Consider the following 21299-nt stretch of genomic DNA (forward strand, 5'->3'; position numbering starts at 1 on the left):
AATGTCAGTTTCAATAAAAACAGCACAAGAAATTGAACTTATGAGGGAATCCGGACATCTTCTGGAAAAAGTCCATGACGGGCTGATCCCTTATATTAAACCAGGAATGAGTACCAAGGAGATCGACCGTATCGGCGAAGATATGATCCGTTCCATGGGATGCATTCCCAATTTTCTGAATTATGGAGGCTTTCCTGGCTCCTTCTGCATCAGCCTGAATGATGAAGTGGTCCACGGAATTCCTTCGGAGGACAAAATTATCCAGGATGGTGATCTGGTAAAGATTGATGCAGGACTGATCTATAAAGGATATCATTCTGATGCGGCCCGTACTTATGCAGTCGGAGAAGTTTCCAAAGAAGCCAAGCAGCTTATGGATGTAACCAGGCAGTGCTTCTTTGAAGGAATAAAATTCGCGAAAGCAGGAAATCATCTCAATGATATTTCCAAGGCAATCGGAGCGTATGCGGCGAAATACCGTTATGGTATTGTACGAGATCTTGTGGGACATGGGATTGGTACTCATCTTCACGAAGATCCGCAGATTCCCAACTTCCCTCAGAAACGCAGGGGAGTGAAATTACTTCCAGGCATGACACTTGCCATAGAGCCCATGATCAATATGGGCAGAGCAGATGTATGCTGGCTGGATGACGAATGGACAGTGGTGACCATGGATGGTTCCCTTTCCGCACATTATGAGAACACCATACTGATTACAGATGGCGAACCGGAGATTCTGACACTCACAGAGTATTAATCATTATCATTAAGGCGATACAGGAGGTATAAAATGTCAAAAGTAGATGTACTTGAAGTAGAAGGCACTGTTTTAGAGAAGCTGCCAAACGCAATGTTTAAAGTGGAACTTGAAAACAAACATGTTGTACTTGCTCATATCAGCGGCAAGCTGCGCATGAACTTTATCCGTATTCTTCCAGGAGACAAAGTAACAATGGAGCTTTCCCCATATGATCTTTCCAAGGGAAGAATCATCTGGCGAGATAAGTAATTCAGATTCGTTAATAGCAAATTCGGATTAATGAATATAAAACTCCTGTGCCTGAGAAAATGCTTCTATGGTACAGGAGTTTCTTCTATTATAGAAGAAACTGAACACAGAAAAAAATGTTTCAAACTTCAGGAAACTAAAAAAATTAGAAAAATGTAAAAAAAATTTAAAAAACTGCTTGCATTTTGTAGACCATAATGCTACAATACAATGCGGACGCGCTTGTACGTGTGTATAACTGCGCCCTAAACTGCAGATTTTAATGCTATATTTTACGGAAGGAGGATTTCCAGTGAAAGTAAGATCATCTGTAAAACCGATCTGCGAGAAATGCAAGGTCATTAAGAGAAAAGGTTCTATCAGAATTATCTGTGAGAATCCAAAGCACAAACAGCGTCAGGGTTGATTGATCCATTGTTTGTGAATGCGGCTGCAGGTGAAACACCCGGATGGGTTGTATCATCTGACATATAATGAACTAAGCATGTATTGCCTAATACCGGAGGCAACGTTGGCCCGTTGGCCGCAAATTTCGGAAAGGCTGCGAATCGCCAAAAGCAGCTGGGTGTTATACCGAGGCACCCCAATTAGGAACTAAGAATTAAGAAAGAGTGCGTATGGATGCATCCCATTTCACCTTGTATCTGATACAAGTGATGTACGAAGACGCAGAACTTTCAGTAAAGAAAATGGAGGAAACAGTACATGGCTCGTATAGCTGGTGTAGACTTACCAAGAGAGAAAAGAATCGAAATCGGTCTTACCTATATTTATGGTATCGGAAGACCAAGTGCAGACAAAATCCTTGCTCAGGCAAATGTAAATCCTGACACACGTGTCAGAGACCTGACTGATGATGAAGTTAAAAGACTTCAGGCTGTCATTGATGAGACAATGATGGTAGAAGGTGATCTTCGTAGAGAAATCGCCCTGAACATTAAGAGACTGCAGGAAATCGGATGCTACAGAGGAATCCGTCATCGTAAAGGACTTCCGGTTCGTGGTCAGAAGACCAAGACCAATGCTAGAACACGCAAGGGTCCGAAGAGAACAGTAGCAAATAAGAAGAAATAATTCAGTACCCTAACTATAAATTTTGATTGATTAAGGAAAGCGTAGGTTAGTTTTAAAATGGCAAAAACAACTAAAAAAACGACAACAAAACGTCGTGTCAAGAAAAACGTTGAACACGGACAGGCACATATCCAGTCTTCTTTTAACAACACAATTGTTACTCTGACTGACAACGAAGGAAACGCTCTTTCATGGGCAAGTGCCGGCGGTCTGGGATTTAGAGGTTCAAGGAAATCTACTCCTTATGCAGCACAGATGGCAGCTGAGACTGCAACAAAGGCTGCTTTAATTCATGGATTAAAAACAGTAGACGTAATGGTTAAAGGACCAGGATCAGGTCGTGAGGCTGCTATCCGTGCCCTTCAGGCATGCGGTCTTGAAGTAACAAGTATCCGTGACGTAACTCCGGTTCCGCACAACGGATGCCGTCCACCAAAACGTAGAAGAGTCTAATTGAATTAGGAGGTAAGCCAAGATGGCAGTAGATAGAACACCGGTCCTGAAAAGATGTAGATCCCTTGGAATGGATCCAATTTATTTAGGAATTGATAAAAAATCCACAAGACAGTTAAAACGTGCAAACCGTAAAGTATCTGAGTACGGTCTTCAGTTAAAAGAAAAACAGAAAGCAAAATTCATTTATGGCGTTCTGGAGAAACCTTTCCGTAACTACTACAAGAAAGCCGACAGAATGAAAGGTCAGACTGGTGAGAACCTGATGATCATGCTTGAGACAAGACTTGACAATGTTCTTTTCCGTATGGGATTTGCAAGAACAAGAAAAGAAGCTCGTCAGATCGTTGACCACAAGCACGTTCTTGTAAACGGAAAATGCGTTAACATTCCTTCTTATCTCGTAAAAGCTGGCGACAGCATCGAGATCAAAGAGAAATGCAAAGGTTCTGAGAGATACAAAGGAATCCTTGAGGTAACAGGCGGAAGACTTGTTCCGAACTGGCTTGAGGCTGACCAGGAGAATCTTAAGGGCGTTGTAAAAGAGCTTCCTACAAGAGAAGAAATTGACGTTCCTGTAAACGAGATGCTTATCGTCGAGTTGTACTCCAAATAATGAGCCCTGATAATACCCTCAATTGCATACAACCCAGAAGGAGGGAAATTTATAGTGTTTGATTTTAATAAACCAAAAATCGAAATTACCGAGATATCTGAAGATAAAAAATTTGGAAGATTCGTTGTAGAACCTCTTGAAAGAGGTTACGGTACTACACTTGGCAATTCTCTTAGAAGAATTATGCTGTCCTCCCTGCCGGGAGCTGCAGTAAGTCAGGTTAAGATCGATGGTGTTCTTCATGAATTCAGCTCCATCCCTGGAGTAAAAGAAGACGTGACAGAGATCATCATGAATCTTAAGAGTCTTGCAATCAAGAATAACAGTGCTGACAATGAGCCGAAGACCGCATACATTGAGTGTGAGGGCAAAGGTGTTGTGACAGCTGCTGATATTCAGGCAGATCAGGATATCGAGATCATGAATCCGGATCAGGTAATCGCTACCTTAAACGGTGGTAAGGATTGCAGACTTGCAATGGAACTTACCATTACAAAAGGCCGCGGATATGTGAGTGCGGATAAGGGCAAATCAGATGACATGCCAATCGGTGTAATTGCAGTTGATGCAATCTACAGCCCGGTTGAGAGAGTCAATATGGTTGTGCAGAATACACGTGTGGGTCAGGTTACAGACTTTGATAAACTGACACTTGATGTATACACAAATGGCACGCTGGATCCTGATGAGGCAGTAAGCCTTGCAGCAAAGGTATTAAGCGAGCATTTAAGCCTTTTCATTGACCTTTCCGAGAATGCAAAGACCGCTGAGGTTATGATCGAGAAAGAAGACAATGAGAAAGAGAAAGTTCTTGAAATGAGCATTGATGAGCTTGAGCTTTCAGTTCGTTCTTACAACTGTCTGAAGAGAGCAGGCATCAATACTGTTGAGGAGCTTTGCAATAAGACTTCTGACGACATGATGAAAGTACGTAACCTTGGACGTAAGTCTTTAGAGGAAGTACTTGCCAAGTTGAAAGAGCTGGGCTTACAGCTTCAGCCAACAGAAGAGTAAGATAACCATAAAGGTATCGCGTAAGATTATTACAGTGGGGATTTGCTAAGCAGCAGCCCAGTAAGACCGAACAAGCGTGGACTGCTGTCCCACAGATGGAGGAAAATTAAATGGCAAAATATAGAAAATTAAGCAGAACAGCTGACCAGAGAAAAGCTCTGTTAAGAAACCAGGTTACAAATCTGTTATACAATGGAAAAATTGTTACAACAGAAGCTAAAGCTAAAGAGATCCGTAAGATCGCTGAAGGCCTTGTAGCTATGGCTGTTCGCGAGAAAGACAACTTTGAGACTGTTACTGTAACAGCTAAAGTTGCAAGAAAAGACGCTGAAGGCAAGAGAGTGAAAGAAGTTGTAGACGGTAAGAAGAAAACTGTTTACGATGAAGTTGAGAAGCAGATCACAAAAGATGCTCCATCCAGACTTCACGCTCGTCGTCAGATGATGAAAGTGTTCTACCCGGTTAAAGAAGTTCCGGCTAAGGGCGCTGGCAAGAAGAAAAACACCAAAGATGTAGATATGGTTAAGAAGATGTTCGAGGAAATCGCACCAAAATACGCTAACCGTAACGGTGGATACACCAGAATCGTTAAGATCGGACAGCGTAAAGGTGATGGCGCTATGGAAGTGCTCATCGAGCTGGTTTAATCCGAAACAGAATTACTGATCATAAGAAAAGAGATATTTACGTTTCGTAGATATCTCTTTTTTCTTAATTTAGGGATACCAATGTGAGAAAGTTACTTTTATTAATAGAAATTTGTTTGTTAGCCTGGCTTTTGACAGGCTCCGTCCGGTACGAAGCGAAAAAAGAAATTCCAGTGAATACACCGGAATTTGACTGGGAAAATTACAATATTATAACGCATGCTCTGGGTGGGATTGACGGTCTCACATACTTAAATTCCAGAGAAAGCTTTATCAATTATTATGATAAAGGCTGCCGCCTGTTTGAGGTGGATCTGACGCAGACCAGTGATGGAGTATGGGTGTGCCGCCATAACTGGAAAGAGTCTCTTGGACAATGGGAAGGAGAAGAACGAAAAGTTCTATCCTCAGAAGAATTTTTAAATACGCCTATATATGGGAAATACACCCCTATGACCTTTGAAGACCTTCTGAAACTGCTGGACGAATATCCGGATGCATTTGTAATGATAGATTCCAAACAATATTCTGTCCGCAATTACCAGCGTACTCTTGAGGATTATGCACAGTACAGGGAAATCTCTATAAAAGCTGGCATCGAGCATACGCTTAAACAGATCATCCCGGAAATATACAATTCAGCCATGTATCCTGGAACAGCACTTTTGTATAAATTTCCTGCATATATCTATTCTCTGTGGCAGGAATATACCACAGAAGAATTGAACGATATTGCAGAATTCTGTCAAACCAATAAAATCATGGCTGTAACCATTTATCGTGACTACTGGTCCGAAGAAGTGCAGAAAATTTTTGACGAACGGGACATTTTGGTATATATTTATACCATAAATGACAAAGAGGAAGCCAGAAGATATCTGGCGAATGGGGCGCAAGGTGTCTGTACAGATGTACTGATCACAGATAACCTGAATTAAGCTGCACTGTCTAATTATATAACATACGAAAATAATACTTGAAAAGGACTGCCATTCATTGGCTCATTCATAATTGCTTTTTGAGCTTTACCCTGTGAATAGTAGTGAAAAAGGATTAAATACACATGAGAATCAGAACAATGGCTGCTGTTTTTGCAGCGAAATCTGCAGGCTTTATCTGCAGGAAAATGGGACGCCAGGGAGTGACCTGGGCGGGCAAGATCGCATTAAAGATCAATCCTGATATCCTGGAAGATCTTTCTTCTCAGGTGCGGAAGAAAATATTTGTAACCTGTGGAACCAACGGTAAGACAACCACCAACAACATGCTCTGCGCAGCCCTTGAAAATGAAGGGCAGAAAGTAGTCTGCAATCACACCGGTTCTAACATGTTAAACGGCGTTGTAGCAGCCTTTGTGCTGGCTGCCGGACCTACAGGCAGGCTGGATGCAGATTACGCCTGCATTGAGGTAGACGAGGCTTCTACCCGCCATGTATTTCCAGGCCTGAAGCCGGACTACATGCTTCTGACTAATTTGTTCCGCGACCAGCTGGACCGCTACGGTGAAATTGATATTACCATGAACATTCTGGAAGAGATGATCCGCACAGTACCGAAAATGCAGGTAATCGTAAATGCGGATGATGCGCTTTCGGCGTATCTTGCTATGGACAGCGGCAATCCGTATATCACATACGGAATCAGTAAGCCTGTCCAGAAGAGTGCGGCAAACGAGATACGGGAAGGACGTTTTTGTAAAAAGTGTGGTGCCAGGCTGGAATACAGTTTTTACCACTATAGTCAGCTGGGGGATTACAAGTGCCCATCCTGTGGCTTTGCAAGACCGGAAATCAAATATGATGCCCATGATGTAAAGGTTGGTGATCAACTGTCCTTTCAGGTGGAGGATAAGCACCTTACAGCCAATTACAAAGGCTTTTATAATGTATATAATATTCTGGCTGCTTATGCCGGGCTGCGTACAGCTGGATTTTCCGGAGAGCATTTCCAGAATATGCTTCAGAAATTTAATCCGGAAAATGGTCGTATGGAACAGTTCCGTATTAAAGGCACTGGTGTTATGCTGAACCTTGCAAAGAATCCTGCCGGTTTTAACCAGAATATTTCCGCAGTTATGCAGGATAAAACACAGAAAGATATTATTATCACCATCAACGACAATGCACAGGATGGAACAGATATTTCCTGGCTCTGGGATGTGGATTTTGACCTTCTGGGCGATGCAAGCATTCATTCCATTACAGTCAGCGGTATCCGCTGCCAGGATATGCGCCTCCGGATGAAATATGTGGACATTCCGGTTATGCTTGAGGAAAATGTGGAAACAGCGATCCGAAAAAGAATTGAAGACGGCGTAGGCAATCTCTACGTTCTGGTAAACTACACTGCATTATTCAGCACTCATAATATTCTTAAGAAAATGGAGGGAGAAAAGGAATGAAACTGACAATCGGACATTTATATCCTGATCTCCTGAACCTGTATGGAGACAGAGGAAATATCCAGTGCCTTATGAGACGCTGCCAGTGGCGTGGAATTGAGGCAGAGACCATTGCTTTTGAACTGGGTGACAAGATTGATTTTTCCAGACTGGATATTGTGCTACTGGGCGGTGGTTCCGACAGGGAGCAGATGCTGGTTTGTGAGAAACTGAAGGAAATTCAGCCGGATTTTAAGAAATATGTGGAAGATGGAGGCGTAGTTATCGCTATCTGCGGTGGTTACCAGCTTCTTGGAAAATATTATAAGACAGATCAGGGAACCATTACAGGGCTTGACCTGGTAGATCTTTACACCGAACAGGGAGAGGGACGTCTGATCAGCAATATTGTGCTGAAAAGCGACCTTTTTGATATGCCTGTGGTTGGATTTGAGAACCATGGAGGAAGAACCTGTATTAATAACTGCAAGCCTCTGGGAAAAGTACTCTATGGATCTGGAAATGATGGAAAAACAGGCTATGAGGGTGTGGTTTACAAGAATGTGATCGGAACGTACCTTCACGGTCCGCTTCTTCCCAAGAACCCGCAGCTGGCAGACTGGCTGATCGCACATGCTCTTGAGCAGAAATATGGAAAGGAAGTCCAGCTTGCGCCGCTGGATGATACAGAAGAGAAGGCAGCAAATGATTACGTATATCATCGCTTTGTAAAAGAGAACTGATACAAACAAGCTCCAAAGCCTGTTTGAAAATCATTCCTGCCTTGCAGAGAGCCTTTTTCAAACATGCTCTGATATGTACAGATAAAAATAAGGGGAACGATATGGCAAAAGGAATCAATCAAAAAGGGAAAATCCTTTATCTTGAAAAAATATTGAGAGAGACCAGTGAAACACATCCGTGCACTATGCAGGAAATTATCGGAAGACTTCAGGAAAACGGAGTCAGTGCTGAGCGAAAAAGTATTTATGACGATATGGAAGTGCTGAGAAGCTTTGGCATGGACATTAAGTTTAAAAGAGGAAAGTATACCGGATATTATGTTGCCGGAGAAGCTGCCGCAGAGAGCGTAAATACATCCACTACAGAAATGAATGGTGCAAATCCGGAAGACTCTGCAAAAAACAGGGCTGGAGCAGAGAATGAAGGCAATGCATTTTCCAATGAGGCTCACAAAAAAGCGAAAAATTCCTGGCTGCTTCCACCGTCAGATTCTGAGGAGGATAAACCGGTGAAGCTTCTTTGCAGAAATAAGAAAAAGAAAGAAGTCATGGCAGCACTTGGAAATTATGCCCAGTACAAGGAGAAAGAAGAGGATACTTTCGTTGCTGCAGTGCAGGTGGATGAGACCTCTGAGTTTTACGGATGGCTTACAGGCATGGGGAAAGATGTAATCCTTATGAAGCCTAAGAAGTCAGTTCAGGCTTACCGTGATTATCTGAAGGGAATCCTGAAAGAATATAAGTAAGAATACTATTTGAAAAAGCTTGAAAATAGAGAATGATATGAAGTTACATAGAAAGGAATTTTTATGAAAAAGCAAATTGCAGGACTTCTTACCGGACTTCTGGTGTGCAGTGCTTTTCTCACAGGCTGTGGTAAAAATGAAGCCACCGAGGCTGTAAAAGAGAGCGTTGAGGACGAAAATGAGGGCACTGGAGACACGAAGGACGCTGACAGCAAAAAGGATACGAATAAAAAGTCCGATAAACAGGACAGTGATAAAAGTGATGAAAATTCAGAAGAAAGTGAGACAACTGAAGCACCGGAGGAAAATCTTGATAAGGTGGGGGTTCTGCTTCCGGAAGAGGGAGAGGATATCAACAGCAGTCTGGAGCGTACAGAACTGAAATCACGTCTGGAAGAGGCAGGTTATGAAGCTGCTATGTATTTTGCCGGGGACGATTCTGACACCCAGGCAGAACAGATCAGGGAGCTTCTTCAGGATGAGAAACTGAAAGCACTGGTAATTTCACCTGTTGATCCATATGGTCTTACAGATGTACTGGAAGAGGCTTCTGAGCTCTCAATTCCGGTGATTGACTATGACAATCTGATCATGGATACGCCCAACGTGAAATATTTTGTCACTTTTAATATGCGTGCAATTGGAAAAGAGATTGCCAAAAATATTGTAGAGAAAGAAGAACTGGATAAAGTCCGGGAAGACAGAGGTGCCCGTACCATAGAGTTTCTTATGGGCTCTCCGGATGATGACGCCTCGTTATTCCTGTTTAACGGAATAATGGAGGTTCTGCAGGAGTATATTGACGATGGTACCCTGATCTGCCGTTCCGGCCGTGTGACTTTTGATGAAACCAGCATTATGGATCAGAATACAGATACTGCGAAGAAGCAGCTGAAATCTGAGATAGACGAATTTTATTCTCTGGAGAAAACTCCGGATATTATCTGCACTGCTTCTGATGATTTTGCTCTGGCAGCTCTGGAGCTTCTGGAAAAAGAGCAGCTCCAGCCTGGTGATGAGAACTGGCCTCTGATCACAGGTGTAAATGCAGATGCAGATGCTGTTAAAAGTGTGGCAGAAGAAAAAATCGGTTTTACAGTCATGCTGGATCGCCGGGATCTGGCAGAAGCACTGACGAAGCTGGTGGAAACCTACCTGAATGGGGATGACGTTGATATCAATAATTATTCCCAGTATGATAATGGTGTGAAGATCATTGGAACGGTTACCTGTGATGGAAAGCTGATCGATAAGGATAATTATCAGATTCTTGTGGATAATGGATTCTATCTGGCAGAAATGATCGCGCCGGAAGCCTCTCCTACGCCTGTTCCCGAGGAAGTAAGTCCGACACCGGAAGTGACAGTGACGCCGGAGGCGAGTCTTACACCGGAAGGTGGTGAGCCTGAGAAAAAGAGCCAGGTAATTCCAAAGGATGAGCCTGAAGTGAGCACAGAAGAAGTTCCGGCTGTAAAGGATGGAGAAAACCAGGAGAGCAATAGCAAGCTGCAGAGTAGTGGAAAAGCATAAAACGGAAGTAAAATGAAAATACGTAAGTAAAATGAAAATACCAGTAATCGTTTGGTGATTACTGGTATTTTTGCTCCTAAAAATTAATCGCGGAAGGTTAGGGAATCATCTGTCATGGAATCAATGATAGCCAGAGATTCCAGACGGACACCCATATCGCGGATCTGTTGTCCGCCGTGCTGGAAGCCCTTCTCAATTACGATTCCGGCACCTTCAAGAGTAGCTCCGGATTTCTTTACAATATCGATCAGTCCGAGAAGAGCACAGCCATTTGCAAGGAAATCATCAATAAGAAGTACGTGATCCTCCGGACTAAGGAACTTCTTGGAAATAATAACATCATAAACTTTCTTATGGGTAAAGGATTCAATCTTGGTGCAGTACATCTCGCCGTCCAGGTTTACACTCTGGGATTTCTTGGCAAATACTACAGGAACATGAAAATACTGTGCTGCAATACAGGCAATGCCAATACCGGAAGCTTCAATAGTGAGGATCTTGGTGATGGGGCAGTCTGAGAAACGCGCCTTAAACTCCTTACCAATCTCATTGATCAGGTCAATGTCCATCTGGTGGTTCAGGAAACTGTCTACCTTTAATATATTGCCTGGTTTCACAACGCCATCTTTCAGAATACGTTCTTTTAAAAGCTGCATGGCTATATCTCCTTTTCGCTTCATGTCGTTTCGATTTTAGTATTTCTATGATACGACATTCTCTGAAGAAGTTCAATTATTTTTGACAAAAAAGTACAAAATATCTATAATAAAATTAATTTATGGAAAAAGGATTAGCTTTATTGTGAAAAACATCTGCAGTCAGCCGGATAAACAGTAATGCAAATGCGGGAGATGACAAAGGAGCAGATAGTTTTACAAAAAAGAGCAGGTGAGAATATGAAAGAGTATGAAGTAATCTGGGAAATTTTCAACAAATGCCCCAGGAATCAGATGCGGGATGTGTTTGTAGATGAGGTGGAGATAGAAGACCCGGAAGAATATGTAAAGAATAAATTTAAGGGAAAAGAAGTAACCTATGAGAAGACGGTTCTGGAAGATGGCACCATCATATTTGACATCCAGACCTCCCAGATCAAACAGAGATGTTCCTTTACGGAAATATAAGCTGCAGGTCACGAAGCGGATTTTAAGCTACTGCTTACAACAACGACCTTAGAGCATGTTTGAAAAAGACTTTCCGCAAGATGTGCGTCACAATTTGTGGGAGATTTTGTCCGGATGAGGGCGCCGTAGCGGGCTACGGCAACCGAATTCAGACAAAATATACCGCAAAGTGGGGCGTGCAGATTGCGGGAATGATTTTTCAAACAGGCTCTAAGGCATATTTTTTAATACAATCATCAGAAATAGTGCATATTTAAGGGAAGTATGTTATAATAAACGGACGTGCTTCAAAAGAATTACACCAGTCAGAAACCATCCACAGAACACTGTTGGATATGCGAAATGGTTGGCAAATACAGGAGGATGACATGATAGAAGAACATTTAGAGAACCACCTGCATGAAGGCGAGGAAGAGCATATGCATACCCATGTTCTGGAAGATGGCACCACTGTCATGCATTCCCATGGAGAACACGGACATCACCACAGTCATGCACAGACCAAGGCTGTACTGAACCGGCTTTCCCGTGCAATCGGGCACCTGGAATCCATCAAACGTATGGTGGAAGACGGCCGGGACTGCAGCGAAGTGCTGATCCAGCTTTCCGCAGTGAAATCTGCTATTAATAATACAGGCAAGATTATTTTACAGGATCACATTGAACACTGTATTGTGGATGCGGTAGAGCATGGAGACAAGGACGCCATCAAGGAACTGGAACGTGCAATTGACAGGTTTATGAAATAAATAAGGAAAAAGGAGATAGATAAAAATGGCAAAAGAATGTGACAGCAAGACTTGCGACAAATCAAGCTGTGAAGGCTGTGCCAGCAAGAAAAATCCGCAGAGCATGCAGGCTGCAATGAATGCAATGTCCAATGTAAAGCATGTGATCGGTATTGTAAGTGGTAAAGGCGGCGTTGGAAAATCCTTCGTGACAGCATCTCTTGCAAACAGAATGGCAAAGAAAGGCTATAAAGTAGGAATCCTTGACGCAGACATTACCGGACCATCCATCCCGAAAATGTATGGCCTGAAAGGCGCTGCCCAGGCAAACGACAGCGGTATTTTCCCTATGGAGACCAAAAACGGAATCAAGGTTATGTCCATTAACCTGCTTCTTCCAACTGAGGACACTCCGGTAATCTGGCGGGGACCGATCCTTGGCAACATGGTAAAACAGTTCTGGACAGATGTTATCTGGGGTGATGTAGATTACCTGTTCGTAGATATGCCACCAGGAACAGGAGACGTTCCGCTGACTGTATTCCAGTCCCTTCCGATTCAGGGAATCGTGATCGTAACCTCTCCACAGGATCTTGTAAGCATGATCGTGAAGAAGGCATACAATATGGCTGGAATGATGAAGGTGCCGGTTCTGGGCCTTGTAGAGAACTACAGCTATGTGAAATGTCCAGACTGCGGCAAAGAACTGAAAGTATTTGGCGAAAGCCACATTGACGAGATTGCCGCATCCCTAAATGTTCCGGTTCTTGGCAAAATGCCAATCGACCCGGCCTATGCAGCCAAGGTTGACGAGGGCGCCTTTGATGAGATCGATAATCCGTATATTGAAGCAGCAGATGGAGTTCTGCCACAGTAAGAGGCTGAGAGCACTATAGAAAATCACACAAATTGTGGCGAACATTTTGCAAAAAAAGATTCTGTGTAAAAACAAGATTGTAACATCCTGTTTTTACCAGAATCTTTTTCTTTTCTTTATTTCTTACTGCGGTAAGCCTCTGCTTCCCAATGGGTAATGAAATAAGTGATCTCATCTGTCATCTGAAGCGGACCGCCGAAGCTTTCTGCATAGACAGCAAGCTTGATGGCATCCTTAGCAAGAAGCTGAGCCTTGGCAGCTTTCCCCTTGTCATCTTCCATAATAAATGCACCAACGCCCTGAACCAGGATCAGTCTTGGTTCTTTATCATTTTCAGCCATAAATGCATCCAGTGCTTCTTTTGCCTGATCAATGTTTTCAACAAATAACGGATATGGACCGCAATATACAATGTGATCAGGGGTGAATGGTTTCAGAAGCGGTGCGGCAGCTTCTTTATTTTTTACAAAATTATCTGCTTCAGCAGCCGGTACAACCTCTACAGCATGTCCGAGCAGCTGGGAAAGCTTCTGTGCAGCAGCCTCTTTTTCAGGGGTAACAGCATCACTGACGTCAGCTGTTCGTTTTACCTGTTTTTCAAGGGTGGAGATCACGCCATCAAATAAAACACCAATCTCTTCTACGGTATTTGCAGCTACGAAAATACCGTGATTCTGAAGCAGAAGAACCTGAACATCTTTTCCAAATTCTTCTTTATAAGCGTTCATTTTCTCATAACAGATACGTGCAAGTGTGTATCCTGGTTTACAGATGTCGATCCAGAGAACCTCTTTACCAAGGAGCTGCTCGGAAAGTGCCTTTGCGCCATTGCCGCATGTCAGACCATTTACAAGAGTAGGATGAACATGCAGTACATAGGTATATGCAAATAAATTGTGAAGTAATGCTTCCACGCTTGGACGCTTGGTCTTATCTGCATCGGTCACTGCAGCCATTACATCTGCAAGATAGGCAGCTTCACGCTCAGTGTCATTTCCCGGATATTCTGTTTTCATGATCTCATTGAGACGGGCGCGGCTCATCTCAACGAATTCCTCTGCCTTAATGGTGGCAAGCTGTGTACCGGAGCCCTTTACATACAGTGTGGTTTCATCTTTGACAGAAGTATTTCCACCGCCTGCAAGAACGTAAGCAGGATTGCTTCCGTAAGTGTTTGACATTTTTACCAAAGTTGAAAGATCCATAAAATTTAATACCTCCCATTGTTTTTTTCATACATCTACATTGTACATGATATGATAATATTTAGCTATCAAAATATGCTAAAAAGAAGTGGTTTTTGTGCTTTTTGATGAAAAATAGTCAAAAAACTTCTGGGCAGCCTGGGATAAAGGAAGGCTTTCGTGATATACAAGGGCTAATTGTCTGGGTGGAAGCTGCTGCTTCAGGCTGACCTCTATCAGAGCGGTTTCCTGTCCACGTAAAGAAGCCAGCATGTAATCCGGAACACAGGCAATTCCAAGACCAATGCGTGCCAGATCAATAAGCAGATCATTGCTGTTAAGCTCAACCTCCGGAATCAGATTCTGTCTGTGGGATGCAAAAAACTGATGAAGATATTCACTTGTTGTGCTTTTGGACGAAAGGGTGAGAAGAGGATATTCCATCAGCTTCTTTATTTCCAGGGCTTTTCCTTCAAGTGGAAAAAAGTCCGGATTGGCAACAAAAATATCCCGAAATTCTTTTACCACCTGTACTTTTGTGTGTGCGGTAAGCCGGGAATTGGGAAGATTGCTTACGATCAGGTCCACCTGCCGGTTTTCCAGAAGCTCCACGCAGCCCATGGAGGTGCTGTTTGTGACCTTGATCCGCACTCCAGGATAATCCTGATGAAAGCGCTTCAGGTAGTCAATCAGAAAGTACCGGCAGATGGTATCGCTTGCCCCGATCCGCAGCTGCCCCTGAAGTCTGTCTTCCTCAAGAAGCTGTGCCTCCCCCTGGGAAAGCATTTCCAGGGCCGGTTTGACATGCTGGAAAAGTATTTCTCCCTCAGGGGTAAGGGAAACCTTCTTGGTGCTTCGGAAAAACAGTTCCCGTCCCAGCTTTTTTTCCAGAGTCTTGATTCCCTGGCTTACTGCAGACTGGGAAATGAACAGCTGGCGGGAGGCTTCAGAGAAGCTTAAGGTGGTGGCAACGTAGTAAAAGCATTTGTATAATTCAAGATTGATATCCATATATAAATCCTCCAAAATCAAACTCGTTACTGTCCACTCCGTGACCAGTAACACGCTTCGCGATGCACAGAAAGACGAACCTTCTTGTGACAAGCACAAGAAGTAGCGTTTGCTGCGCAAACTTAATTCTCGGGTTTTCTGTGAACTTTGTTCACAAAAAACACCTCGCGGAATATTGTCAGTGAACAGTAACTCAAACTCTGCTATGACTGATGAGCCATGTTTATTTACATATAGAAGTAATAGTAATAAAAAATATAAGATATATTAATTTTACTTATGATAAAACCTATGATACTATAATAAACGAAAATGTGCAAGAATGGATGCAGTTTTGCGCAGTCATCCAATTTTTTCAAAATGAAAAAGCACACCACACTACGATTTCACATTCACGAAAGGAGTTTTCCAATGAGTAACGTAAGACGAGTATACGTAGAAAAGAAACCATCCTTTGCCGTAAAAGCCAAAGAACTGAAGCATGAGATCAGCTCTTATCTGGGCATTCAGACTGTAACAAACGTGCGGGAACTGATCCGCTATGACGTAGAGAATATTTCTGATGATGTATTTGAAAAAGCATGCCATACCGTGTTTGCCGAGCCTCCGGTAGATGACCTTTACCTGGAGAAATTCGAGGCAGCAGATGGCGCACATATTTTTTCTGTAGAATTCCTTCCTGGCCAGTTTGACCAGAGAGCCGATTCCGCTGTACAGTGCGTACAGTTCCTGGACGAAAATGCACAGCCAATTATCCGTTCAGCAACTACTTATGTGATCGAAGGTGACATTACAGAGGAAGAATTCGAGGCAATCAAGAATCACTGCATTAACCCTGTAGATTCCCGTGAGACAGGCCTTCAGAAGCCGGAGACACTGGTTACAGAGTTCAAGGATCCGGAAGATGTTAAGATCTTTGATGGCTTCCGTGATATGGAGGAAGCACCATTAAAAGAGCTTTACAGTTCCCTGAACCTTGCTATGACATTTAAGGATTTCCTTCATATTCAGAACTATTTTAAGAACGAGGAGAAACGTGATCCATCCATGACCGAGATCCGTGTTCTGGATACATACTGGTCTGATCATTGCCGTCATACCACATTCTCCACTGAGCTTACACAGGTGAAATTTGACGAAGGTGATTATAAAACTCCTATCGTTGATACCTATAACAGATATCTTTCCGACAGAGAAGTCCTTTATAAGGGACGGGACGACAAATTCGTCTGCCTGATGGATCTTGCCCTTATGGCTATGAAGAAACTGAAATCCGAAGGCAAGCTTCAGGATCAGGAAGAGTCCGACGAGATCAATGCCTGCAGTATTGTAGTGCCGGTTGATGTAAATGGAAAAGAAGAGGAATGGCTGATCAACTTCAAGAATGAGACACACAACCATCCGACAGAAATCGAGCCATTTGGTGGCGCAGCTACCTGTCTTGGCGGTGCAATCCGTGACCCACTTTCCGGACGTACTTATGTATATCAGGCAATGCGTGTAACAGGAGCAGCAGATCCTACTGTTTCTGTAAAAGAGACTCTGAAGGGCAAGCTTCCGCAGAAGAAATTGGTTCGTGGCGCAGCCCACGGCTACAGCTCCTACGGCAACCAGATCGGTCTTGCTACCGGTTATGTAAAAGAAATCTATCATCCGAATTACGTTGCAAAACGTATGGAGATCGGTGCAGTTATGGGTGCTGCTCCAAGACGTGCAGTTATCCGTGAGAACTCTGATCCGGGAGATATCATCATCCTTCTTGGCGGACGTACCGGACGTGACGGCATCGGTGGTGCTACCGGTTCCTCCAAGGTACATACAGAGGCTTCTATCGAGGTCTGCGGCGCTGAGGTACAGAAAGGAAATGCACCTACAGAGCGTAAGATCCAGCGTATGTTCCGTCGTGAGGAAGTCAGCTATATCATTAAGAAATGTAACGACTTCGGTGCAGGCGGTGTATCCGTAGCAATCGGAGAGCTGGCACCTGGTCTTCAGATCGACCTTGACAAAGTTCCGAAAAAATATGCAGGTCTTGACGGTACTGAGATCGCAATTTCCGAGTCCCAGGAGCGTATGGCAGTTGTTGTTGCTCCGGAAGACGTAGAGAAATTCCTTGGTTTTGCAAACGAAGAGAACCTGGAGGCAGTTCCGGTTGCAGTTGTAACAAAAGAGCCAAGACTGGTGCTTTCCTGGAGAGGAAAAGAGGTTGTAAATATTTCCCGTGCATTCCTTGATACCAACGGTGCACATCAGGAGACAACCGTAGAAGTTGAAATCCCGAATAAAGAGGGCAACCTTTTTGAAGAGCGTCCGGACGTAGCCGATGTAAGAGAAAAATGGCTTTCCACACTGGCAGACTTAAATGTATGCTCCCAGAAGGGCCTTGTAGAGATGTTTGACAGCTCCATTGGTGCAGGAAGCGTTCTTATGCCTTATGGCGGTAAAAATCAGCTTACAGAGACTCAGGCAATGGTTGCAAAGGTACCTGTACAGAATGGAACAACTAATACTGTAACTATGATGAGCTATGGCTTTGATCCATACTTATCCTCCTGGAGCCCATATCACGGAGCTGCTTATGCAGTGACAGAATCTGTTGCAAGAATCGTGGCAGCAGGTGGTGATTATAAGAAGATCCGCTTCACCTTCCAGGAATACTTCCGTCGTATGACAGAGGATCCAAAGAGATGGAGCCAGCCATTTGCAGCACTTCTTGGTGCTTATGCAGCACAGATGGGCTTCGGTCTTCCGTCTATCGGTGGTAAGGACAGTATGTCCGGAACCTTCAATGACATTGATGTTCCGCCAACACTGGTTTCCTTTGCAGTGGATGTTGCCAAGCTTCAGGATGTGATTACACCAGAGCTGAAAAAGGCTGGAAATAAACTGGTATGGCTTCGTGCACCCAAGGATCAGTACGATTTACCAGACTATACAGGCATTATGGAGCAGTATGAGAAGCTTCACAATGATATGCAGGCTGGAAAAGTGGTTTCCGCTTATGCACTTGACCGTCACGGTATTGCGGCAGCAGTCAGCAAGATGGCATTTGGAAATGCAATGGGCGTGAAGATCGAGCATAATCTGGATCCAAGAGACTTCTTTGCACCAGGCTTCGGCGATCTGGTTCTGGAAGTTCCGGCTGAAAAGGTTGGTCAGCTTTCTATCACATATACCGTGATCGGTGAAGTAACAGATAATGGTAAATTCTCATATGGAAATGCTGAGCTCACAGTAGATGAGGCTTACAAGGCATGGACAGGCACTCTGGAGAAGGTCTTTAAGACAACCTCTGGTGAAGAAAACGATGGACCAGTTGCCATGGCTGTAAAGACAGCAGATCCGGAAGCAACCTATGAGAATGGTATTTATAATACAAAGAATATTTATGTCTGCAAGCATAAAGTAGCAAAACCTCGCGTATTCATTCCTGTATTCCCAGGAACAAACTGTGAGTACGACAGTACAAAGGCATTCGAGAGAGCCGGAGCTGAGGTAGACGTTAAGGTATTTAAGAACTTAAGTGCAGAGGATATCCGTGATTCTGTGGAAATATTTGAGAAATCCATTGATCAGGCACAGATGATCATGTTCCCAGGCGGCTTCTCCGCTGGTGATGAGCCAGACGGTTCTGCGAAATTCTTTGCAACTGCCTTCCAGAATGCAAAGATCAAAGAAGCTGTTATGAAGCTGTTAAATGAGAGAGATGGTCTTGCACTTGGTATCTGTAATGGATTCCAGGCGCTGATCAAGCTGGGACTTGTTCCATACGGCGAGATCTGCGGACAGAAAGAGGATTCTCCTACACTGACCTATAACACCATCGGACGTCATATTTCCAAGATGGTTTACACAAAGGTTGTAAGCAACAAGTCTCCATGGCTGCAGAAAGCCACACTTGGCGGTGTATACTGCAACCCGGCTTCCCACGGTGAGGGACGCTTCGTAGCAAACGATGAATGGCTTGCTAAGCTCCTTGCAAACGGTCAGGTAGCTACCCAGTATGTAAATCCAAACGGAGAGCTGGATCAGTCCGAAGAATCCAATATCAACGGATCTACCTATAACATTGAGGGTATCACAAGCCCGGATGGACGTGTCCTTGGTAAGATGGCACACAGCGAGCGCCGCGACAATGGCGTTGCAATCAACATCTATGGACAGCAGGATATTCAGATCTTTGAGTCCGGTGTTGAGTACTTCAAATAAAACGTTGCAAATAAAACGTTAAAAAAGAAATATCCTGGTAAGTACAAAGCTTTTTCCGCATTGTAACTTATCCAGGATATTTTTTGTATCTTCATTACTTTGATTTTCGTCGCCGCAGATGCATTGCCATCAATATAGTTCTTGCGCTATATTTAATGATTTTAATGAAATATTTTCCCGGCTATTTCCATCTAATGTATGTAAAAGGAAATACAGCAATTGATTTCGTGTACTGCAGAACACAAAAAGGAGCGAAAAACCTTATGGAGAATTTGGTGAAAAAGGCAAAATCCGGAGATTCCGGTGCATTTGCACAGCTCATCCGGATGAATACCCAGAGCATGTATAAAGTAGCCTGGGCCTATCTGAAGAATGACGAAGATGTGGCAGATGCCATACAGGAAACGATTTTAAAGTGTTATGAGAAGCTTTCCACTTTAAAAAAGGATTCTTACTTCAAAACCTGGATGATTCGGATTTTGATCAATAACTGCAATGAAATGCTTCGGCATAAAGGCCGTGTTTTTCCTACGATGGAAATGGAAGAGGGAATCTTCGAGGAATCAGGCTATGTAGATTGTGAGTGGAAGGAAATCCTGGCATCCCTGGAAGAGAAGTACCAGGTGGTGATGCTTTTGTATTACAGCAAATCCCTTAGTGTAAAGGAAATTGCCGCTCTTCTGGAAATCAGCCAGAATACAGTGCTTACAAGGCTCTCCAGAGCCAGAAAACAGCTTCGTGCAGAGTATGAAGGAGGATATATTCATGGATGATAAATTGTTTGATGTTTTTTCAGAAGAAACAGAAGTGCCGGAATGTGTGCGCAGGCGTGTAGATGAGACATTGGAAATGATAGAGAATTCGGCAGAGTCCGATAGAGGGTATCAGAAAGAAGAAAAAACGGGAAAAGTAATAAATGGCACTGACAGAATGGGAAAAATTGGTACACGGAAAAACTGGAAGCGCAGTTTAATCCTGACATTTGCGGCAGTGATGGCATTTGGTGCCACTGTTTTTGCAGCAGAGAAGTATATAGGAATTTCCGGTTTTTTTCAGGAAGTTGGAAATAAGATGCCGGAAGAAGCCAAGGGGCTGATTGAAAAAGATCCGGTGCAGCAGGAAGATGGCGATTCCATTCTCACTTACACCGTGAAGGAAGCCCTATGTGATAAGAACAGTGTCCAGGTGGTGGTGGAAGTCACAGCGAAAGAAAGAGGCAAATATCTTCTGGCAGGACAAGACACCATGAATGAGGATCCTGTAAGAAATCTTGGAATTGAAAGTGACAAGACAATAGGAGAATATGCCGCAGAAAAAGGGCTGATCATCGTAAAGGTTGGAGCCAGCTTTGATTTTGATTCAGATCTTGGCATTGAAACAGCAGTGGGAGATTATCGAAATCTGGAAGATGATGTAGTAGATTTCTATTCTTCCGCGGTAAAGACAAATGAGAGTAAGAATCTTACCATTTCCTGCATCGGAACTGCCACGCTTCCGGATGCTAAGTGCGTTGATGATGTGATGCGTACAAATATTACTTTCCAGCTGGAAGATAAGAGCCAGGGGAAAAGTATGACCTATGTGCCTGTGGATGGTGAAGGGATAACTGCAGCTGGAAAAGTAAAGATCCTGTCCGCAGATATAGAAGAAACAGAAGTGGGCGATTACGTCACAATCCATTGCATCTTCTTAGAAGAGTGCGACAGTATTTCCCTTGACGTAATGGATCTGAATGGAAATCTGTGGCAGCTTTCCGACCTTGGCGGTGGTTCAGAGGTGGCAGAGGTTGGAAAAGAAGCCACCTTCCAGAGAAGCTATCAGAAAACGGACCTTGCCGACGAAATCGGAATACGGGGATATGACTATGAAACGAATACCACGTATGAGCCGGTAAAAATGAAGCTTAAGAAATAGAATAATCGAAAAAAGTCCCCATTCACTGTTTTTTGCA

The 21299-nt window shown here is 43.5% G+C and carries 24 protein-coding genes; 20 read left to right on the plus strand and 4 right to left on the minus strand.

The features are described 5' to 3' along the window. Position 1: 1 nt before the first annotated feature. From map to ABHC48_RS06005, 13 genes are all read left to right on the plus strand, one after another. The gene (gene map / locus ABHC48_RS05945) at positions 2-760 is read left to right on the plus strand and encodes a type I methionyl aminopeptidase (protein ID WP_118581184.1); all 759 of its coding nucleotides are present in this window, start codon (positions 2-4) and stop codon (positions 758-760) included. Between the two features lie 33 nt (positions 761-793). Beyond that, positions 794-1012, plus strand: a complete 219-nt coding sequence (gene infA, locus ABHC48_RS05950; protein WP_117852566.1) for a translation initiation factor IF-1 — start codon at positions 794-796, stop codon at positions 1010-1012. Positions 1013-1304: 292 nt separating this feature from the next. After that, the gene (rpmJ, locus tag ABHC48_RS05955; protein ID WP_003022746.1) at positions 1305-1418 is read left to right on the plus strand and encodes a 50S ribosomal protein L36; all 114 of its coding nucleotides are present in this window, start codon (positions 1305-1307) and stop codon (positions 1416-1418) included. Positions 1419-1717: 299 nt separating this feature from the next. After that, a complete protein-coding gene (rpsM, locus tag ABHC48_RS05960; protein WP_117852568.1) occupies positions 1718-2086 on the plus strand; it encodes a 30S ribosomal protein S13 in 369 nt (122 codons plus the stop codon). 57 nt (positions 2087-2143) lie between these two features. Further along, positions 2144-2539, plus strand: a complete 396-nt coding sequence (gene rpsK / locus ABHC48_RS05965) for a 30S ribosomal protein S11 (protein WP_148461639.1) — start codon at positions 2144-2146, stop codon at positions 2537-2539. 22 nt (positions 2540-2561) lie between these two features. Further along, positions 2562-3155: a 30S ribosomal protein S4 gene (gene rpsD, locus ABHC48_RS05970; protein ID WP_118581181.1), complete on the plus strand. Its 594-nt coding sequence runs from the start codon at positions 2562-2564 to the stop codon at positions 3153-3155. A 54-nt stretch (positions 3156-3209) separates the two neighbouring features. Then, positions 3210-4169, plus strand: coding sequence for a DNA-directed RNA polymerase subunit alpha (locus tag ABHC48_RS05975; protein ID WP_118581178.1), 960 nt, complete (start codon positions 3210-3212; stop codon positions 4167-4169). A gap of 110 nt (positions 4170-4279) precedes the next feature. Continuing rightward, the gene (locus tag ABHC48_RS05980; RefSeq protein ID WP_118581175.1) at positions 4280-4816 is read left to right on the plus strand and encodes a bL17 family ribosomal protein; all 537 of its coding nucleotides are present in this window, start codon (positions 4280-4282) and stop codon (positions 4814-4816) included. Positions 4817-4899: 83 nt separating this feature from the next. Beyond that, the gene (locus ABHC48_RS05985) at positions 4900-5754 is read left to right on the plus strand and encodes a phosphatidylinositol-specific phospholipase C/glycerophosphodiester phosphodiesterase family protein (RefSeq protein ID WP_173718239.1); all 855 of its coding nucleotides are present in this window, start codon (positions 4900-4902) and stop codon (positions 5752-5754) included. Between the two features lie 125 nt (positions 5755-5879). After that, the gene (locus ABHC48_RS05990; RefSeq protein WP_195699042.1) at positions 5880-7217 is read left to right on the plus strand and encodes a Mur ligase family protein; all 1338 of its coding nucleotides are present in this window, start codon (positions 5880-5882) and stop codon (positions 7215-7217) included. Then, positions 7214-7939, plus strand: a complete 726-nt coding sequence (locus ABHC48_RS05995; protein WP_118581166.1) for a glutamine amidotransferase — start codon at positions 7214-7216, stop codon at positions 7937-7939. Before ABHC48_RS05990 ends, ABHC48_RS05995 begins: the two co-directional genes overlap by 4 nt. Before the next feature lie 101 nt (positions 7940-8040). Continuing rightward, entirely contained in the window at positions 8041-8685 is a 645-nt protein-coding gene (locus tag ABHC48_RS06000; RefSeq protein ID WP_195699041.1) for a WYL domain-containing protein, read from the plus strand. 63 nt (positions 8686-8748) lie between these two features. After that, entirely contained in the window at positions 8749-10215 is a 1467-nt protein-coding gene (locus ABHC48_RS06005) for a substrate-binding domain-containing protein (RefSeq protein WP_195699040.1), read from the plus strand. A gap of 83 nt (positions 10216-10298) precedes the next feature. Here ABHC48_RS06005 and ABHC48_RS06010 read toward each other — a convergent pair whose 3' ends face one another. Then, positions 10299-10871, minus strand: coding sequence for a xanthine phosphoribosyltransferase (locus ABHC48_RS06010; protein ID WP_118581157.1), 573 nt, complete (start codon positions 10869-10871; stop codon positions 10299-10301). A 240-nt stretch (positions 10872-11111) separates the two neighbouring features. On the opposite strand from ABHC48_RS06010, the gene ABHC48_RS06015 reads away from it, so the two are divergent. Continuing rightward, complete coding sequence (locus ABHC48_RS06015; protein WP_118581326.1) at positions 11112-11339, plus strand: hypothetical protein; 228 nt, start codon at positions 11112-11114, stop codon at positions 11337-11339. Between the two features lie 8 nt (positions 11340-11347). Here the strand turns inward: ABHC48_RS06015 and ABHC48_RS06020 are convergent, their stop codons facing one another. Beyond that, entirely contained in the window at positions 11348-11500 is a 153-nt protein-coding gene (locus tag ABHC48_RS06020; RefSeq protein WP_308768418.1) for a DUF6783 domain-containing protein, read from the minus strand. On the opposite strand from ABHC48_RS06020, the gene ABHC48_RS06025 reads away from it, so the two are divergent. The 3 genes from ABHC48_RS06025 to ABHC48_RS06035 all read left to right on the plus strand — a co-directional run bounded on the left by ABHC48_RS06025 (position 11432) and on the right by ABHC48_RS06035 (position 12944). Continuing rightward, a complete protein-coding gene (locus ABHC48_RS06025) occupies positions 11432-11596 on the plus strand; it encodes a DUF6783 domain-containing protein (RefSeq protein WP_308768419.1) in 165 nt (54 codons plus the stop codon). The two genes, ABHC48_RS06020 and ABHC48_RS06025, sit on opposite strands and share 69 nt — an antisense overlap. 162 nt (positions 11597-11758) lie before the next feature. Next, positions 11759-12088, plus strand: a complete 330-nt coding sequence (locus ABHC48_RS06030; protein ID WP_118581323.1) for a metal-sensing transcriptional repressor — start codon at positions 11759-11761, stop codon at positions 12086-12088. Between the two features lie 25 nt (positions 12089-12113). Beyond that, complete coding sequence (locus ABHC48_RS06035) at positions 12114-12944, plus strand: Mrp/NBP35 family ATP-binding protein (RefSeq protein ID WP_118581151.1); 831 nt, start codon at positions 12114-12116, stop codon at positions 12942-12944. Positions 12945-13060: 116 nt separating this feature from the next. On the opposite strand, the gene ABHC48_RS06040 is transcribed toward ABHC48_RS06035, so the two are convergent. Together ABHC48_RS06040 and ABHC48_RS06045 are read right to left on the minus strand one after the other, a co-directional pair. After that, a complete protein-coding gene (locus ABHC48_RS06040) occupies positions 13061-14149 on the minus strand; it encodes a class II aldolase/adducin family protein (protein ID WP_173771781.1) in 1089 nt (362 codons plus the stop codon). A 78-nt stretch (positions 14150-14227) separates the two neighbouring features. Further along, positions 14228-15139: a LysR family transcriptional regulator gene (locus ABHC48_RS06045; protein ID WP_187565486.1), complete on the minus strand. Its 912-nt coding sequence runs from the start codon at positions 15137-15139 to the stop codon at positions 14228-14230. 411 nt (positions 15140-15550) lie between these two features. Here ABHC48_RS06045 and ABHC48_RS06050 point away from each other — a divergent pair, with 411 nt between their 5' ends. From ABHC48_RS06050 to ABHC48_RS06060, 3 genes are all read left to right on the plus strand, one after another. Next, positions 15551-19348: a phosphoribosylformylglycinamidine synthase gene (locus ABHC48_RS06050; RefSeq protein WP_118581142.1), complete on the plus strand. Its 3798-nt coding sequence runs from the start codon at positions 15551-15553 to the stop codon at positions 19346-19348. A gap of 263 nt (positions 19349-19611) precedes the next feature. Beyond that, on the plus strand, positions 19612-20121 hold the full coding sequence (locus ABHC48_RS06055) for a sigma-70 family RNA polymerase sigma factor (protein WP_118581320.1): 510 nt from the start codon (positions 19612-19614) through the stop codon (positions 20119-20121). Continuing rightward, complete coding sequence (locus tag ABHC48_RS06060; RefSeq protein WP_195699039.1) at positions 20114-21262, plus strand: hypothetical protein; 1149 nt, start codon at positions 20114-20116, stop codon at positions 21260-21262. Before ABHC48_RS06055 ends, ABHC48_RS06060 begins: the two co-directional genes overlap by 8 nt. Positions 21263-21299 lie beyond the last annotated feature (37 nt).

Source organism: Ruminococcus sp. 1001136sp1, assembly GCF_039841815.1.
GTDB classification, from domain to species: Bacteria; Bacillota; Clostridia; order Lachnospirales; family Lachnospiraceae; genus Blautia_A; species Blautia_A faecis.

Bases quoted from the DNA above. Each gene is read 5' to 3' on its own strand.
- rpsM (WP_117852568.1), top strand. From the start codon at position 1,718: ATGGCTCGTATAGCTGGTGTAGACTTACCAAGAGAGAAAAGAATCGAA.
- ABHC48_RS05980 (WP_118581175.1), top strand. From the start codon at position 4,280: ATGGCAAAATATAGAAAATTAAGCAGAACAGCTGACCAGAGAAAAGCT.
- ABHC48_RS06010 (WP_118581157.1), bottom strand. From the start codon at position 10,871: ATGCAGCTTTTAAAAGAACGTATTCTGAAAGATGGCGTTGTGAAACCA.
- ABHC48_RS06050 (WP_118581142.1), top strand. From the start codon at position 15,551: ATGAGTAACGTAAGACGAGTATACGTAGAAAAGAAACCATCCTTTGCC.
- rpsD (WP_118581181.1), top strand. From the start codon at position 2,562: ATGGCAGTAGATAGAACACCGGTCCTGAAAAGATGTAGATCCCTTGGA.
- ABHC48_RS06035 (WP_118581151.1), top strand. From the start codon at position 12,114: ATGGCAAAAGAATGTGACAGCAAGACTTGCGACAAATCAAGCTGTGAA.
- ABHC48_RS06000 (WP_195699041.1), top strand. From the start codon at position 8,041: ATGGCAAAAGGAATCAATCAAAAAGGGAAAATCCTTTATCTTGAAAAA.
- infA (WP_117852566.1), top strand. From the start codon at position 794: ATGTCAAAAGTAGATGTACTTGAAGTAGAAGGCACTGTTTTAGAGAAG.
- ABHC48_RS06005 (WP_195699040.1), top strand. From the start codon at position 8,749: ATGAAAAAGCAAATTGCAGGACTTCTTACCGGACTTCTGGTGTGCAGT.
- ABHC48_RS06030 (WP_118581323.1), top strand. From the start codon at position 11,759: ATGCATACCCATGTTCTGGAAGATGGCACCACTGTCATGCATTCCCAT.
- ABHC48_RS05995 (WP_118581166.1), top strand. From the start codon at position 7,214: ATGAAACTGACAATCGGACATTTATATCCTGATCTCCTGAACCTGTAT.
- rpsK (WP_148461639.1), top strand. From the start codon at position 2,144: ATGGCAAAAACAACTAAAAAAACGACAACAAAACGTCGTGTCAAGAAA.
- ABHC48_RS06055 (WP_118581320.1), top strand. From the start codon at position 19,612: ATGGAGAATTTGGTGAAAAAGGCAAAATCCGGAGATTCCGGTGCATTT.
- ABHC48_RS06015 (WP_118581326.1), top strand. From the start codon at position 11,112: ATGAAAGAGTATGAAGTAATCTGGGAAATTTTCAACAAATGCCCCAGG.
- ABHC48_RS06045 (WP_187565486.1), bottom strand. From the start codon at position 15,139: ATGGATATCAATCTTGAATTATACAAATGCTTTTACTACGTTGCCACC.
- ABHC48_RS06060 (WP_195699039.1), top strand. From the start codon at position 20,114: ATGGATGATAAATTGTTTGATGTTTTTTCAGAAGAAACAGAAGTGCCG.
- map (WP_118581184.1), top strand. From the start codon at position 2: ATGTCAGTTTCAATAAAAACAGCACAAGAAATTGAACTTATGAGGGAA.
- ABHC48_RS05990 (WP_195699042.1), top strand. From the start codon at position 5,880: ATGAGAATCAGAACAATGGCTGCTGTTTTTGCAGCGAAATCTGCAGGC.
- ABHC48_RS06040 (WP_173771781.1), bottom strand. From the start codon at position 14,149: ATGGATCTTTCAACTTTGGTAAAAATGTCAAACACTTACGGAAGCAAT.